Raw genomic sequence first — 15,992 nt, forward strand, 5'->3', positions numbered from 1 at the left:
AAAAATAAATCTTAATTGCTTTTAATCCTACCTGAGATCGTAGAGATGATCATCTTACGCAGATCAATTGGTTCTAGGTAAAAAGAAGGTCAATAAACCCAGTAGTGGTAAGTATGAGCTAAAGTGAAATACCCAACGAATACCTTGATGATCTGCTACATAGCCCAAAGCTGCTGCCGCGATACCGCTGATGCCAAACATCAAACCAAACATCAAACCAGAGACCATGCCGACACGACCTGGCATCGCTTCTTGTGCATATACAACCATTGCTGAAAATGCGGAAGACATAATCAATCCAGCAAGAATCGCAAAGATACACGTCCACATCAAATTCACATGTGGCATGAGTAATGCAAAGGGTGCCATGCCAATAAAGGAAATCCAAATGACAGCTTTACGACCTATTTTGTCACCGATAGGGCCGCCAGCAAAAGTACCGATTGCTACTGCGGCTAAAAAAGCAAATAAATAAAGCTGAGCTTGTTGAATACTGACCTGAAACTTTTCGATCAAATAGAAGGTATAGTAATTTCCAATACTTGCAATGTACGTGAATTTTGCAAACATTAACGCACAGATAATCACAATTCCCTGTACAAGTTTAGAACCTTTCAACGGTGTTGATTGCTTGGCTTTTACTGCTGAAGCAGCTTGAACACCATATTGAATGGTCCATCGACTTATTCTGTAAAGCAGATAAATAGCGAAAATGGCAAATATCATGAGCCAAGCAACTGAGGCTTGGCCGTTCGGTACAATGATTGCTGCGGCCAACAGTGGCCCAACGGCAGAGCCGCTATTACCACCCACTTGAAAAGCGGATTGAGCAGTTCCGAAGCGACCACCTGATGCTGTTCTCGCTACTCGTGAGGCTTCTGGGTGAAAGGCAGATGAGCCCACACCGATGAGTGCTGCTGAAATCAGTAAGATTGGAAAAGTCCATGCAAATGCCAGCAAAACGATACCTAGCAGTGTAACGCACATACCCAAAGGGAGGAGGTAGGGCTTAGGATGCTTATCAGTGTAGAGTCCAACCCAAGGTTGCAGAATAGATGCAGTCATTTGATAGACCAAAGAAATAATCCCGATTTGGGTAAAGCTCAAGTCAAAATTGAGTTTCAGCATGGGATAAATGGCTGGTAAGCAAGACTGGATAAGATCATGTAATCCATGCGCTAATGCAATAGCGAAAATAATATGAACCGCCATTTTATTCGCTGAAGCACCAGAGGAATTGTTTGAATGTTCTATTGATTGAATTGAACCCATAAGGCTGTGCTGTCTTCATTTTTGAGGTGATTATAACCGTGCAACAGCGGAACAATGTACGATTTATTCAATTTTCGATGTACTGTTGCTGATCAGATTATATGAACTATCCAATAAAAAGCCCCCAAGCCGAGCCTTGGGGGTTAAGTTGCTACTGCATGACGCTATTATTATAGTTATCAGGGTCAAAACAAGACTGAACAAAGCGCTGATTTCATTCAGATCGTTGTTAATTAATCGAAGACCAATTAAGCTGATTTAGCGGTGATGTGTTGTTGCTGTTCAGCTTCGAGTTTTCGAACTAAAGGCAGTACTTTTTCACCAAAATATTCAACTTCCTCTATAAAATGTAAGAAGCCAGATAAGATCAGATCCACACCAACTGATTTTAATTCAACGATACGTTCAGCAATTTGTTGCGGTGTACCGATGAGATTTGTTCTGAACCCGTCGTTGTATTGGACAAGATCTTCAAATGTTGATTTTGCCCAGTTACCTTCACCTTCTTGAGTTGCGGCACCTGCTTCACGAGTTGCATCACCAAAAGCATTGACTGCTTCTACATTTGCATTGTCAATGATTTCTTGAAGTACAGCTTTTGCTTCCTCTTCAGTATCACGAGCAATGATAAAGGCATTCACCCCAATTTTGACTTGATGGTGATTCAGCTTGGCTTTTTCACGGATGTCATCAATCTGCTTTTTAATTTCAGCAGGCGTGTTTCCATTGGTGAAATACCAATCAGAAACACGAGATGCCATATCACGTGCGGCACGCGAGCTACCCCCTTGGAAAATTTCAATATGTGGGCTTTGAACAGGTTTTGGCTTCAAGGTGTAGTCTTTAAATTGATAATATTTTCCATCAAAACTAAAGTTATCCTGCGTCCAAATGCCTTTTAAGCTACGAATAAACTCCTCTGAACGTGCATATCGTTGATCGTGTTCAGGCCATTCTTCACCGATGGCATCAAATTCACCACGGAACCATCCGCTCACAACATTAATAGCGATACGACCATTGGTTAAATGATCAATTGTCGCGAGCTGTTTAGCCGCCAGCGCGGGTTTCCAAGGGCCTGGTAAAATTGCTGCGATTACACGTAACTTTTCAGTTTTTGCCAATAAGCCATGACTAAAGCTTACAGATTCATGCTGATTCTCCGCACCGTATCCTGCCGTGAATCGAATCTGTGTCAAAGCATATTCAAATCCACTTTTTTCAGCAGCTTGCGCGAGTCGAACATTGTAGTCGTAGCTCCAGTCTGTTCGTTGTTCAACATTACTGACGACAAGACCACCACTGACATTTGGAACCCAATAGGCAAATTTAATCGCTTGTTTTTCTGCATTAGACATGGCTTATACCCTCATTATTGATTCAATTATATTTATGCCACTTCAATTTTTGGGGCAGCATTATTCTTGTGATGCAAGCGTGACTCTGCTGCATCTAAACTTGGTACTGCTGCTGAAGGCAATACTTCTTCTTGTTCGATTTGTTTGTTAATGCCCAAGTTTTGATTGGCTTGTTGGGTTTTATCTTTAACGACTTCAGCACGTTTACCTTTGGCTGGTGCCCACTCTAAAATTGGTAAAGCACGAGCAATGGCTAAGGTAATGCGTGCACGTAATAGTTCACTGTGAATGGTGTATTCAGGCGTAAAATCACGATCAGTTGCATAAACGCCAATTGGCAAAGTCTGTGCTTGGAAGAAGCTAAATAAAGGACGCAATTGATGCTCAAGTACTAAGGCATGGCGATCACTGCCCCCTGATGCAGCTAGTAATACAGGCACATCAACCAGCGCAGTTTGTTCTACAAAGTCAAAGAAATGTTTAAATAAACCTGTGAAAGATGCGCGATATACGGGCGTTCCCACAATCAATGCGTCCGCGGCTTCAACAGCAGCAAGATCATCTTGAACACGTTGCGGCAGCTGATTGCGATAAATGGCACCACCTAATAAATGACCGATTTCGCTAAATTTAATAAAATGCACATTAATAGGTGTTGCTTCACCTAACTCATCTAAAATCGCTTGAACAAGCGCTTCAGTTTTTGAAGGATTATTTAGACCGCCAGAGACAGCAACGATATTTAATGGTTTTTGTTGAGCAGTAGACATAGTACAAACCTAAAAATTTAAAATTAATCTCGGATGCACTATTTATGTGGATTTATGCTTATTCTGTAAAATAAGCAAAATAAGAATAAATATCATTTTTGCGTATATAGCGATAATTTAATCTTTTTGAGATATAAATAAGTGATAAATAACTGAATAAACGTATATTTATGATTATGAATAAGCTATTTCAATATTTGAATAAATTTTATATTTAAAAGTGATGTGCTTATCGAATTTTCAAAATTACATAAAAAAATCGCGTTTGTAAGATTTAGCCCGACATTTTCTGCAAAAATTCGTTAATATTTATATATCCTTAACAGCTATAGCACAGTTAGTATATTGATTGTGTTTGAGATCTCTCGCCTCGCTTATGAATATTTTAATCGTTGATGATCATCCACTGTTTCGTCATGCTTTAATTCAAGCAGTTCGTTACAGCTTACCGCAAGCCCAAATCCATGAAACAGCTGCTGTTAATGAATTTTATGAACGTTTAGAAAAAGGTCCTGAACCAGATTTAGTGCTTTTAGATTTGAATCTTCCAGGTGCATCAGGCTTCTCAGCGTTGGTGCATGTGCGTGCACAGTATCCATCGTTACCAATTATTGTCGTATCGGCGCATGAAGAAGTTTCAATTATTCAACGCTCGATTGCACATGGTGCAATGGGCTATATTCCAAAATCAGCGCATCCAAGTCACATTGGTGAAGCGATTCGTCAGGTATTAGAAGGGGATATGTGGTTACCACCAAACCTGCCTGCGAATTTAAACTTTGATCCACGTGCTGCAGATGAAACAGCTTTAGCAGAACGTATTCAATCTCTAACACCACAACAATTCCGAGTGTTAATGATGGTTGCGGAAGGTTTGTTGAATAAACAGATCGCATACGAACTTGATGTTTCTGAAGCAACGATTAAAGCGCATGTGACCGCGATTTTCCGTAAATTAGGCGTTCAAAATCGTACTCAGGCTGTATTAGCGATTAATGCATTAAACATCGAAGAAAAACGTGTTTAATTGATTCTTAGATTTGAAAAAAAGACCTAATCAAAGGTCTTTTTTTCGATGCGTATCTACTTTAGGCTAAACAGTCCTGTTTAGGTGTCAACTCATTACAATATAGAGGATTGAGTGCACATTGAAGTTCATCAATTTGATCTTGTGTTACATAGCCCTTGCGTTTTAAATATTCTGCAACGCGATCATCTCTAAGACTTAAAAAAGCGGCATCATAAACTTTCAGATCAACAAAGAGTGCAGCCGTTTCAAGTCCATTAAAACGATCTAAAAATACCTCATTGCCATACATGAGAAAAATATGATCGAAATCTGCATATGCATCGATGCCCAGTTGTTCTGCGAGTGCAAGCGGCGGTGTTTTGATGAAGAGTAAATCTGAAATTTCATCAAACTGCGTGGTATCCAGCGTATTTTCACCAGTTTTCACTTTACCAAGCCAAGCTTTAAAGACCAAAACGGCACCACCACGCAACAACATACTCCACACTTGATGACGCGTATGTTCATCTAAATCTCGGCATTCTGATGCTAAACGTTGAATAAGTTGATTTTCTTGTTGTGCCAATTTATCAAATAAACCTAAGCCTTGAGGGTGATAAGCTGCTGGTGTAAATACATCAAATTTTAATTGTTCAAAAACCTGTAAAGCCAAAGGTACTGCAGTTTGGTAAATCTGTTCTAAGGCACGTACATGTACATTTTTTAAGGATGTAGATGGAAAAATTTCTTGCCACTTGATTTCAGGCAAAATTGCATTGGCACCATATTGGCGATGAAATTCGTGATTACGATCTAAACCATGTGGCATAGCTTCTGAAATATTCATTGCAAGACTCCATTTGATACTTTTATTCTCGAGAAAATTTGAGGCACTTTGATTTCTTTAATCGAAAGAAGATGTGCTGATGGCTAGATTTAGAATTATGTTGATTGCAATAAGAATAAGACTAAAGTATTAATTTTTATTTGATGAGTAAATTTGTCATCTAAAAACATGATGTTAGTAAACTTGTAACTATTTGTTTTAAATGATCTTTCAACTTTTGATGTGTTTTGCCATAGAAAATCGGACTTTGATTTTTTTGGTCAATTGCCAACGCTCTCTTTAGCTTTATTTTGTTCTCTTTTGCCACCTCTAAAGCTAAGGTCTGCCAATCATTGTAAAGTATGGTGTGAATATGTATCAAAATCACCCAGCTCTTCTTGGAAAAACTGGGTGATGAATGTATCAAAATATAACTATTCAAATCTTATTTTGAAATTTTTAAACCTGATAACCATGAACGTAGTGAGGCAGGTTTGAGAGGTTTTTTCAGTAGGACAATATTCAGCTCTTTGAGTCGTTGAGGAAGCTCAGGATCTGAATCAGCTGTAATCAATGCCACAGGTACATTTTCTTGACGATGGTCTACAATAAAATCTAATCCTATTTTATTTGAATTCAGGTGTTGATCGACCAACCAAACTTGAATGTTCTCTTGTTGAATAATCTCAAGCGCTTGTTCAGGTTCTGTGGCTTTAAACACTTGATAACCCCATTTAGTAAGCAAAGTTGCCATGCCTTCTAAAATAGTTTCATCATTGTCTAAACATAAAATTTTATACGCTGCAGATTTTAATGGTGTGGCTTGAATTGGTGCGGTCACAACCTTTGGTGCATCGATGAGTGGGACTTCAATCATAAAACATGAACCCTTACCTAACTCGGAATACACATGCACAGGATAACCCAACATGCTGGTCATTCTCTGAACGATGGCGAGTCCAAGACCTAAACCTTGTTCACCCCATGGCGAGGTATGTCCACAACGTTCAAACTCTTGGAAGAGTTTAATACGTTGTTGTTCAGCAATCCCTGGACCAGTATCCCAAACACCAATACGAATATGGTTTGCTCTTTCTGCTGAACGTAACACCCCAACAATTACACGACCTTTTGCTGTGTATCTTAGGGCATTACTGACAAAGTTTTGAATAATACGGCGAATCCATTGAGGATCTGTATCAATCCAGAACTTCACGTCATGCACTCGGAAGGAGATCGCTCGTTGTGCTGCAATTGATTTAAATTGTAGTTCTAAGTCACTCAATAGGTCATGTAATGGATAGGCTTGTCGTTTAGGTTGTATTGTTCCACCTTCTAAACGTGCAATGTCTAATAATGCAGAAAGCATACTCTCTGCACCATGTAAGGCACGATCGAGTTGCTGTAGCGTTTTAGCATCTTCTTCATTTTGAATGCTTTGTTCTAATGCCGTACTGAATAACCGTGCAGCGTGCATAGGTTGAAGTAAATCATGACTTGCTGCAGCAATGAATCGACTTTTTGACATATTGGCTTTGTCAGCTTGTTCACGTGCCAATTGTTGTTCTGCCAAGGCATTGGCAAGTTGTTGAGTACGATCTTGAACGCGTCCTTCAAGTAATGCTTCAGTTTCTCGGAATGCCGTAATATCAGCAAATGTCGTCACGAAGCCACCGCCTTCGATTGGATTTCCTCGCATTTGGATAACACGACCATCTTTACGAATACGTTCAAACTCATGAGCGCTACCTACTTTCATCCAATGAATACGTTTACGTACGTGCTCTTCAACGGAACCAGGTCCACATTCACCGCGCTCTGCGTTGTATCGGATCAAGTCTGCAATCGGGCAGCCCACATATACCAAATCTTTTGGATAATCGAATAAAACGAGATATTGATTATTCCATGCGACTAAACACATGTTTTCATCGACAACACTTACCCCTTGGGTCATGTGGTCGATCATGGTCATAATTAGATTTTGGTTAAAGCGTTGCCATTGTGATGCTTGGTCTAGAATATTAGCGACCTGTCCAAGTGCTAATCCATTGTTAACCATGGCTGTAGTGAGTAGGGTACGTGCCGATGCAGCTCCAATCGTGCCAGCAAGATATTGTTCAGTGAAACGCCACCACATCCCATTGGCACTGCTGTTTTCGTTTAATATCACATTATTGGATAAGCAGAATTGATTAAACGCATGCATGGTCGGACCTTCACCCGTAATCCGTTTGGCAAGCGTGATCAGGTCACCCACTTTTAATCGTGCGACATCATGATGTAAATAATTAACTTCATTTGAGGTTTGTTGCGTTTGTAGGGGTTTTGTTTCGTAATAGAAGAAACTTTCTGCCTGTATTTGCTCAGCAATACTTGGACGATAAATTCGTGAGATCCAGATGTAGAGCACGATATTTAAGCCAAGTGACCAAATTACACCATGTGTTAATGGCGCAAATGATTCAAAACCAAGTAATGCTTCAGGCTTTAATAAGTCAAATCCCAGAGGGCCAAACATCAGAAACGAATAAGTAAATTGATAATATTCATCTGGTAAACTTCTTAAAATTGTTGGTAAGAGCAGTGTGTAACTCCACATCACAAAACCAACGATGAGACCTGCATAGACCCCTTGCTTACTTCCACCACGCCAGTACAACCCCCCAATAAGTGCAGGTGCAAACTGTGCAACAGCACTAAATGCCAAAAGACCAAATACTGACAGCTGATCAATGTCATTAAAGAAATGGAAGAACAAGAATCCAAGTAGCATGACCGCCAAAATACATACGCGACGTGTGAATTTCAGCATTCGAGGTAAACGCTTGTCATGACGAGAAATCCAACCCAAGCGCCATAGCGCAGGCATAATCAAGTCGTTACTGAGCATGATTGAGAGTGCGACTGAAGAGACTAAAAGCATACCAGTTGAAGCCGAAAATCCTCCAAGGAATGCTAAGAGCGTCAGCCATTCTTGGTTATAGCTCAAAGGCAGTGACAGCACGGCAACATCAGGGACTGCCATGTATTCTGGTGCAGCATGAAGTGCCCAACTTGCAATCGGAATAATCGCGACAACGGTTAAAATGATGTAAGCGGCAAACCATCTGCGCGCACCACGAATATGTTTTTCATCACGTAATTCAACTACAGCAACATGAAACTGGCGTGGCAAACATATAATCGCTAATGCTGCTAAAAGTGTTTGAATCCAAAAGGTATCTGGCACGCCCATCAGTTGAATTTCATGGAAGGTTTTGGATACGTCTGCGGAAACTTGAATGAGGTTTTCGGGGCGTTCAAATAAAAAGAAAAAAGCGACACAGAGGAGTGCAAATAATTTAACAAAGGATTCAAAAGCGACTGCCAGCATTAAACCGCCATGCTGTTCGGTGTTGGCAATCTGACGTGTACCAAACATCATAGCCAAAATTGCGAGAACCCCTGTAAGTGCAAGAACACCATTGGTGGTCAGATTCATCACTTCTGAATCTTGTTGCAACATCACGGATGCACTGAGTGCAATGGCTCTCAGTTGTAAGGCAAGATAAGGAATGATGGCGATCACGGCTAAAATGGTGACGAGTGAGGCGAGAGGTCCGCTTTTGCCATAACGTGCTGCCACAAAGTCAGCAATTGAGGAAATAGCATGGTGCTGACGTACCCGACCTAAGCGACGCCAAATATCATAACCAAACCAGACAAACAGAAGTGGGCCTAAGTAGATTGGAAGGAAAATGATCCCTTCACGAACAGCAGCACCCGTTGCGCCGTAGAATGTCCAAGACGAACAGTACACGCCTAAGGTCAAACTAAACAATAACATGCGTCCACGTGGGCTGAGCCGACTGGCATGTTTTTCACCAAAAAAGGCGCAAATAAAAAGGATGAGGATGTAGAGGGCGAGTACCCCAATAATCAACCAACTGTTCATAGGACTTACACTTGAGAATCTCGTGTAATGATAACGCATCCATGAACTGTCACGTTCAAATTGATCAAAATTTAGCGACCAAAGTCTAAATTACAACCAATGCAAAATCTTGCTAATTTAAAAATCGGAATAATTTAAATAAAAAAAATGACCTACGGTTGGGTCTCATATGGAGTCTTGTTTATGGATGAGAGACAAGTAGAGCAAATTCTACAGAATCCCAAATTCAAAGAAATGGTCAAAAAGAAAAGCACACTGAGCTGGACATTGACAGGCATTATGCTGTTTGTCTACGTTGGTTTTATGCTTTTAGTTGGCTATAACAAAGAGTTTTTATTGTCATCGCTTTCAGGTGGTGTAACCACTTGGGGTATCCCTCTAGGATTAGGCATCATCGTGCTGTCTTTCTTGTTATGTGGTGTGTATTCGTACATTGCCAACAATAAGCTCGATCAATTAAACGAAGAAGCTATGCGCGAAGTTGAAGCCATCACTCACGAGAAGGGACTACACTAAGATGAAATGGAATTCTTTACTCACATTTGCAGGGACTGCAATGTTATCTGGATTGGCATTTGCAGGTCCTGATTTAGGTGCAGCAGAACAACAAGCAACAAATTGGCCTGCGATTATCATGTTCTTGATTTTCGTCGGTGCAACGCTGGGGATTACCAAATGGGCAGCTAAACAAACCACAAACACCAAAGATTTCTATACCGCAGGCGGTGGAATTTCTGGTTTCCAAAATGGTTTAGCCATTGCTGGTGACTATATGTCCGCAGCATCGTTCCTTGGTATTTCTGCGATGGTTTTCCTGTCAGGTTTCGATGGCTTACTCTATTCACTTGGTTTCATGGTAGGTTGGCCTATCGTACTTTTCTTGATAGCAGAGCGTTTGCGTAACTTGGGTAAATACAATTTATCTGACGTTGTATCATTCCGTTTACAAGAAAAACCTGTACGCACACTGGCAGCGTTAAGCTCTCTTGTTGTTGTTGCATTCTACTTGATTGCCCAAATGGTCGGCGCTGGTCAGTTGATCAAGCTTCTGTTTGGCTTGAACTATAACATTGCTGTCGTCATCGTCGGTCTGCTCATGATGGCATACGTTATGTTTGGCGGTATGTTAGCGACAACATGGGTGCAAATCATTAAGGCAGTGATGTTGTTGTCAGGTGCTACCTTCATGGCATTTATGGTGATGAAAGGCGTTGGCTTTAGCTTCACCAATATGTTCGAGCAATCGATTCAAGTCTTCTCTAAAGTACATGATTTAACCTTAGATGATGCAACCAAAATCATGGGACCAGGTAGTCTGGCATCAAACCCAATTGATGCGATTTCTCTTGGTTTAGCATTGATGTTTGGTACAGCTGGTTTACCACATATCCTCATGCGTTTCTTCACAGTAAAAGATGCGAAAGAAGCACGTAAATCAGTTGTTGTTGCAACAGGCTTTATCGGTTACTTCTATCTTTTAACTTTCATCATTGGTTTCGGTGCGATTCTCTATGTATCGAACAACCCACAATTCCTTGATATTGCGAAAATGGCAGTAACTGGCAAGCTAGAGCTTGTTGGTGGTAATAACATGGCTGCGGTTCACTTGTCTGATGCTTTAGGCGGTGACTTGTTCATGGGCTTCATTTCAGCGGTTGCATTTGCCACGATTCTAGCAGTTGTTGCAGGTTTAACGTTGTCAGGTGCTTCAGCAATTTCACATGACTTATATGCGAACGTATTGAAAAAAGGACAAACTACACCTGAATCTGAACTTCGTATGTCTAAAATCGCGACTTTAGGTCTTGCGATCTTTGCGATGATCTTGGGTATCTTGTTCGAGAAACAAAACGTTGCCTTCATGGTGGGTTTAGCATTCTCTGTTGCTGCATGTGCAAACTTCCCAGTGCTTGTACTTTCAATGTTCTGGAAAGGTTTAACAACGCGTGGTGCAGTTGCCGGTGGTGTTGTTGGATTAGTTTTAGCGGTTGTACTCATCGTACTTTCTAAAGCAGTTTGGGTAGATACGCTTGGTATTTCTGATACACCAATTAATCCATATAACGGTCCTGCATTATTTGCGATGCCTTTAGCATTCTTCTTCTGCTGGTTGTTCTCTGTGACAGACAATTCTGCACAAGCGCAAGCAGAACGTAAAGCATTTGATGCACAGTTTGTACGTTCACAAACAGGTATTGGTATTTCTGGTGCGTCAGACCACTAAACCATACTGATCATGATAAAAAGCCCCTTTAAGGGGCTTTTTTTCTTTACCAAATTTCTAGTTTAAATGACATACAAGTCATCAACTGTCCGCTATGCTTTCATTCAAACAAAACAATAAAAATAGTTGGAGTTGAGATGAGTTTAATATGCCGCGTGATACGTGATCTCGTACGTTTACCATCCGCGTGTCTACTGATTTTACAGCTGCTGATTTTATTCCTCGCAGTGATATCAAGTCATGATTTGGCTTATCGCTCCATAACTTGGATTCTCGGCGCTTTAGTCCTTCTCATTATTGCTAAAGTCATCAAAATGACCCCAATTTTTAGTGCTGTAGGTTTATTGGGGGTATTAGGGGCTCTCATTTTCTCTTTCTTGATTCTGATTGGATACCATCAAGCCTATATTCAAATTACAGCGCATATATTTGAAGTTATCGCGTATACGACAGCGGCTTATGGTTTGATTCGATATATGTTCGAAGACCGCTATTTGACCAAAGATGAATTATTTGCGGCAGCAGCTGTTTTTACTTTAATTGCATGGAGCTTCGCATTTTTATATAGCATCTGCCAGCTATATGACCCACTGAGTTTTAGCATAACGCCTGAACAATCTATTCAACATAGTTGGTTAGATTTGTTGTTTCTCAGTTTTAGTATTCAGTCGGCAACAGGTCTTTCAGATATTATGCCCTTGAGTCCGCCGGCGAGACTGATTGCTATGATTCAAATGTTTAGTGGAGTCATGTATCTGGCTTTGATTGTTTCGCGCTTAATTGCATTGCAATACATTGCTCATTTGCCAAAGCATCAGGATGATTAAAACAGAACGTTACATCTTGCTAACGGCATTCATCTGCAAAATCATGAATAATAAGTACTTAGATCAAAAAACAGTCTCCGATGCTCTATATTGAGCCGATTTTTCTATTCCGTCTTTGATGAAACTAACTCGGCTTTGTATGAGGTTGAGGATAAATGATCTCATTTCATATAGCGTTTTATCCAGTTTGAAGCGTTTCACCGAAAAATAAATATATAGGGGAATTATGTCTTCTCAGCATCCTTCATGGTATTCAAATGTGAATCCACGTGTTTTTATCAGCACGGTACTCATTATTTTTGTATTTTTGGCCACTGTGGTGTTATCTCCTCATGGTTTTGAATTAGTTACTCAGCAACTGAACCAATGGATTACGGATTCTTTTAGTTGGTTTTATGTTTTAGCAGTTGCCATATTTCTGATCGTGCTGGCTTATATCGCAATTTCTGACTACGGCAAAATCAGGCTCGGTCCAGATCATAGCCAACCGAGTTACAGTAATGGCTCTTGGTTTGCAATGCTCTTTACCGCAGGTATGGGGATTGGCCTGATGTTTTTTGGGGTAGCAGAACCTGTAATGCATTATGTCTCTCCGCCAGTCGGTGATGGAGAAACGGTTTTGGCAGCGCAGCAAGCGATGCGAGTGACTTTCTTCCACTGGGGACTTCATGCATGGGGAATCTATGCATTGATTGGATTGTCTTTGGCGTATTTTGCTTATCGACATCAATTGCCTTTAAAAGTACGTTCCGCGCTTTATCCGATCATTGAAAAAAAAATTCATGGTCCCATGGGGGATGCCGTAGACACATTTGCCACGATTGGAACAGTATTTGGTGTGGCGACAACGTTGGGTTTTGGTGTAACGCAAATTAACTCAGGCTTGAATTATTTATTTGATGTTCCTCAATCAGCAAGTACTCAAGTGATACTGATCATTATCGTCAGTTCATTGGCATCATTGTCCGTTTTTCTAGGTTTAGAAAAAGGAATTAAACGGTTGTCTGAGTTGAATTTGGTATTGGCAATAAGTTTATTGCTCTTTGTATTCTTCGCGAGTTCTACCATTTATCTTTTGCAAACCACAATTCAGAACATGGGTCAGTATGTTTCTAATCTCTTTACCATGACATTTAATTTATATGCTTATCAACCGAATGGTTGGATTGGTGGTTGGACGATTATGTATTGGGCATGGTGGATCTCATGGTCACCATTTGTCGGGATGTTTATCGCACGTGTGTCACATGGAAGAACTATTCGAGAGTTTATCGTTGGAGTTATGTTGATTCCTACTGGATTTACACTCATTTGGATGGGCTTTATGGGGAATGCTGCGCTCTTCAGTATTATGCAAGAAGGCAATGAAGCACTGATGCTAGCAGTACAGAAGGATTCTTCCGTTGCATTATTCGAATTTTTAAATAGCTTACCACTCGCTTCAATCATGAGTGTGGTGGCAACATCGCTGGTTATTTTATTCTTTGTCACTTCAGCGGATTCAGGTGCATTAGTTACAGACTATTTGACGGCCAAAGGTGAAGGTTCACCGACATGGCAACGACTCTTTTGGACTGTGCTTATGGCGGTATTGGCAATTGTATTATTATTGGTCGGTGGGCTCGGTGCTTTACAATCTGCAACCATCATGAGTGCATTGCCATTCTCCGTCATTATGCTCTTTATTTGTTGGGGATTACTCAAAGCCTTAAAAGTAGATTTAATTAAAATGAATGCTTTGCAAGAAGCGAGAATTACACCTCGAGCGATTCATCAACCACGGAGTTGGCAAAAACGCTTAGGATTGATTATGCACTATCCTCATTCTAAGGAAGAGGTTGATGTATTTATTGCATCTCAAGTATCTCAAGCATTAGAGCAAGTGCAGAAAGAGTTCAAGAGAAGACAGTTTAAGGTTAGTGTAAATCGATTGGGTGAAGGTGTAGAGTTGAGGGTAGATCATCATGCTGAGTTGAATTTCGTATATCAAGTGATGTCACAAAGAACAACGCCACCGAGCTTTATGCCAGATACAATGGTGACTGAGCAGGATTATTATCAGGCGGAAGTGTTTTTAAGAGAGGGTGGACAGGCCTATGATGTAATGGACTGGACACAAGAAGACTTAATTCAAGATGTCATTGATCAATACGAAAGACATTTACATTTCTTAAGTGTAATTCGTAGCCCTGAGTAAATAGTGAATGATTAAAAAAGGACGCATTATGCGTCCTTTTTTGATTCTGTATCTAATAATTTATTAGAAACGGAATTTAGCATTTAAGCCAACAGTTTCAGTATCACGGCTAGAACCATTTTCAGCGTTAGCATTTACATAACTTGCACCAACAGCTACAGCTGGAGTGATGAAGTAGTTTACGTTAGCACCGATAGCTGAGCTTGGAGTGTCATTAAAGCTTGATTCAGTATAAGAAACGCCTGCGCTTAACTGTGGATTGAAGTAAAGGTCAGATTTTAATTGGTAAAGTGTGTCTTCACCGTATACTAAACCAGCTTCAAAGCCAACAGACATATTTGTATCAGTGATGCCGCCTACATATTTAGTACGAGCTGTGATCGCATCTTGATCTTCAGCAATAGTACCTGTTTCAAGTGCTGAGAATACGCTGCCGTTGTTGATTGCTTTAAAGACATCAAAAGAGTATTGATCAGCAACGCTTGTATAACCTACAGCAACTAAGAAATTTGGAAGTAACATTGCACCAAGTTCTAAAGCATAACGATCGCCGTTACCATCTGCTAATTTAGCAACTTGTGGGTGGTTTAATGGGTTGTTTGCAGTGAAATCATTTTTAGCATCAGTTTTTGAGTGGCTATATGACGCGCTTGCATATAAAGGAATAAGTTTAGTTGGGATGTAAGCTTCAGCTTTAGCACCGTAGTTATGTTGTTCTGCTTTAACTTCTTCATTAATACTGTAAGCAGGTACTTTAACATCAGCAGAATATTCACCGAAGTTATAAGCCACAGATACATTAGATGCCTGATTTAAGAAAGCCGCTTCAGCTAAAGGACCTTTAGTTGAGTCAACATTCTTGAAGTAATAAGTACCTTGTACAGAACCAGTGTAGTTATCATTGTTCAATGAGTCATCAAAGTATTCAGCAGCCCCTTGTACTTCAACTTGATATGCGTGTGCCCCAGTCATTGCTACTAATAAAGCAGTGGCTAAACTAATTTTTTTCATAATAGTTACCAAATAAATGTCGAATGAATATGCAGTAAATATTGTATTGTAACAATGTATTAAGTCAATGATCTTTAAGGTAATAGTCTGCTGGTCTAAATTTATGTTGTGTGTTATGTCTTGATACAAGAAGATTAAGAACATGAATTTTTGAACATTTTATTCAAAAATAACAATATGATAAGGAGATTTTCAAGGTCGATTAAGCTAAAAAAATTGCATCGAAATTATACAAAAAAAAGATTATTAGAATCGGATAAAACGTATAAAGAAAATGTTAATTTACATGAAATTTAAGATTTTCGTTTAATTTTAACTCATTTGAAAATAAATAATGTGACTTTTTTCACCTACTTGGCTGTAAAGTGTTAGGTGGATTCGGAATTTCAAAGGGTTACGATGTTTGCAATTTAAGTTAATTTTCACATAATTACATGATTGTTAACTAAGTTTTTTTTTATATTTAAATAAATTGAGTTTTACCTTTTAGATTTACTAAATATCATAGTGGTTATTTCTCTTATATGCCCAGCTTTCCCCAAAGCTGGGTTTTTTTTTAAC

11 protein-coding genes are annotated in these 15,992 nt (G+C 39.8%); 5 read left to right on the top strand and 6 right to left on the bottom strand.

What is annotated here, in order from left to right; genetic code table 11:
- Nucleotides 1-63: 63 nt before the first annotated feature.
- The 3 genes from AC1M85_RS00950 to msuE form a co-directional block, all read right to left on the bottom strand.
- Nucleotides 64-1,212 carry an MFS transporter gene (locus tag AC1M85_RS00950; protein WP_322840068.1) on the bottom strand — a complete coding sequence of 383 codons (1,149 nt, stop codon included), beginning with the start codon at nucleotides 1,210-1,212 and terminating at the stop codon, nucleotides 64-66.
- A gap of 308 nt (nucleotides 1,213-1,520) precedes the next feature.
- Nucleotides 1,521-2,630 (bottom strand): dimethylsulfone monooxygenase SfnG, encoded by a 1,110-nt coding sequence (gene sfnG / locus AC1M85_RS00955; protein ID WP_035265790.1) that lies wholly within the window; start codon nucleotides 2,628-2,630, stop codon nucleotides 1,521-1,523.
- Nucleotides 2,631-2,662: 32 nt separating this feature from the next.
- On the bottom strand, nucleotides 2,663-3,400 hold the full coding sequence (gene msuE, locus AC1M85_RS00960) for an FMN reductase (RefSeq protein ID WP_035265789.1): 738 nt from the start codon (nucleotides 3,398-3,400) through the stop codon (nucleotides 2,663-2,665).
- Between the two features lie 376 nt (nucleotides 3,401-3,776).
- Between msuE and AC1M85_RS00965 the strand changes: the two genes are divergently transcribed.
- Nucleotides 3,777-4,427 (top strand): response regulator, encoded by a 651-nt coding sequence (locus AC1M85_RS00965; protein WP_035265788.1) that lies wholly within the window; start codon nucleotides 3,777-3,779, stop codon nucleotides 4,425-4,427.
- Nucleotides 4,428-4,488: 61 nt separating this feature from the next.
- Here AC1M85_RS00965 and AC1M85_RS00970 read toward each other — a convergent pair whose 3' ends face one another.
- Both AC1M85_RS00970 and AC1M85_RS00975 read right to left on the bottom strand, forming a co-directional pair.
- Nucleotides 4,489-5,256, bottom strand: a complete 768-nt coding sequence (locus AC1M85_RS00970) for a hypothetical protein (protein WP_035265786.1) — start codon at nucleotides 5,254-5,256, stop codon at nucleotides 4,489-4,491.
- Nucleotides 5,257-5,680: 424 nt separating this feature from the next.
- Nucleotides 5,681-9,172 carry a hybrid sensor histidine kinase/response regulator gene (locus AC1M85_RS00975; protein ID WP_481954320.1) on the bottom strand — a complete coding sequence of 1,164 codons (3,492 nt, stop codon included), beginning with the start codon at nucleotides 9,170-9,172 and terminating at the stop codon, nucleotides 5,681-5,683.
- A 183-nt stretch (nucleotides 9,173-9,355) separates the two neighbouring features.
- Here AC1M85_RS00975 and AC1M85_RS00980 point away from each other — a divergent pair, with 183 nt between their 5' ends.
- The 4 genes from AC1M85_RS00980 to AC1M85_RS00995 all read left to right on the top strand — a co-directional run bounded on the left by AC1M85_RS00980 (nucleotide 9,356) and on the right by AC1M85_RS00995 (nucleotide 14,420).
- Nucleotides 9,356-9,688, top strand: a complete 333-nt coding sequence (locus AC1M85_RS00980; protein ID WP_035265779.1) for a DUF485 domain-containing protein — start codon at nucleotides 9,356-9,358, stop codon at nucleotides 9,686-9,688.
- Between the two features lies 1 nt (nucleotide 9,689).
- Entirely contained in the window at nucleotides 9,690-11,396 is a 1,707-nt protein-coding gene (locus AC1M85_RS00985) for a cation acetate symporter (protein WP_180028478.1), read from the top strand.
- A 137-nt stretch (nucleotides 11,397-11,533) separates the two neighbouring features.
- Complete coding sequence (locus AC1M85_RS00990; RefSeq protein WP_488213378.1) at nucleotides 11,534-12,223, top strand: ion channel; 690 nt, start codon at nucleotides 11,534-11,536, stop codon at nucleotides 12,221-12,223.
- Nucleotides 12,224-12,449: 226 nt separating this feature from the next.
- Nucleotides 12,450-14,420 (top strand): BCCT family transporter, encoded by a 1,971-nt coding sequence (locus AC1M85_RS00995; protein ID WP_488213379.1) that lies wholly within the window; start codon nucleotides 12,450-12,452, stop codon nucleotides 14,418-14,420.
- A gap of 63 nt (nucleotides 14,421-14,483) precedes the next feature.
- On the opposite strand, the gene omp33-36 is transcribed toward AC1M85_RS00995, so the two are convergent.
- The gene (gene omp33-36 / locus AC1M85_RS01000) at nucleotides 14,484-15,431 is read right to left on the bottom strand and encodes a porin Omp33-36 (protein WP_488213380.1); all 948 of its coding nucleotides are present in this window, start codon (nucleotides 15,429-15,431) and stop codon (nucleotides 14,484-14,486) included.
- Between the last annotated feature and the right edge of the window lie 561 nt (nucleotides 15,432-15,992).

The sequence above is a fragment of the Acinetobacter sp. 24-47-64 genome, from assembly GCF_057737055.1.

Coding starts and splice junctions, on each gene's coding strand:
- msuE (WP_035265789.1), bottom strand. CDS start 3,400: ATGTCTACTGCTCAACAAAAACCATTAAATATCGTTGCTGTCTCTGGC.
- AC1M85_RS00975 (WP_481954320.1), bottom strand. CDS start 9,172: ATGAACAGTTGGTTGATTATTGGGGTACTCGCCCTCTACATCCTCATC.
- AC1M85_RS00980 (WP_035265779.1), top strand. CDS start 9,356: ATGGATGAGAGACAAGTAGAGCAAATTCTACAGAATCCCAAATTCAAA.
- AC1M85_RS00995 (WP_488213379.1), top strand. CDS start 12,450: ATGTCTTCTCAGCATCCTTCATGGTATTCAAATGTGAATCCACGTGTT.
- omp33-36 (WP_488213380.1), bottom strand. CDS start 15,431: ATGAAAAAAATTAGTTTAGCCACTGCTTTATTAGTAGCAATGACTGGG.
- sfnG (WP_035265790.1), bottom strand. CDS start 2,630: ATGTCTAATGCAGAAAAACAAGCGATTAAATTTGCCTATTGGGTTCCA.
- AC1M85_RS00985 (WP_180028478.1), top strand. CDS start 9,690: ATGAAATGGAATTCTTTACTCACATTTGCAGGGACTGCAATGTTATCT.
- AC1M85_RS00950 (WP_322840068.1), bottom strand. CDS start 1,212: ATGGCGGTTCATATTATTTTCGCTATTGCATTAGCGCATGGATTACAT.
- AC1M85_RS00970 (WP_035265786.1), bottom strand. CDS start 5,256: ATGAATATTTCAGAAGCTATGCCACATGGTTTAGATCGTAATCACGAA.
- AC1M85_RS00990 (WP_488213378.1), top strand. CDS start 11,534: ATGAGTTTAATATGCCGCGTGATACGTGATCTCGTACGTTTACCATCC.
- AC1M85_RS00965 (WP_035265788.1), top strand. CDS start 3,777: ATGAATATTTTAATCGTTGATGATCATCCACTGTTTCGTCATGCTTTA.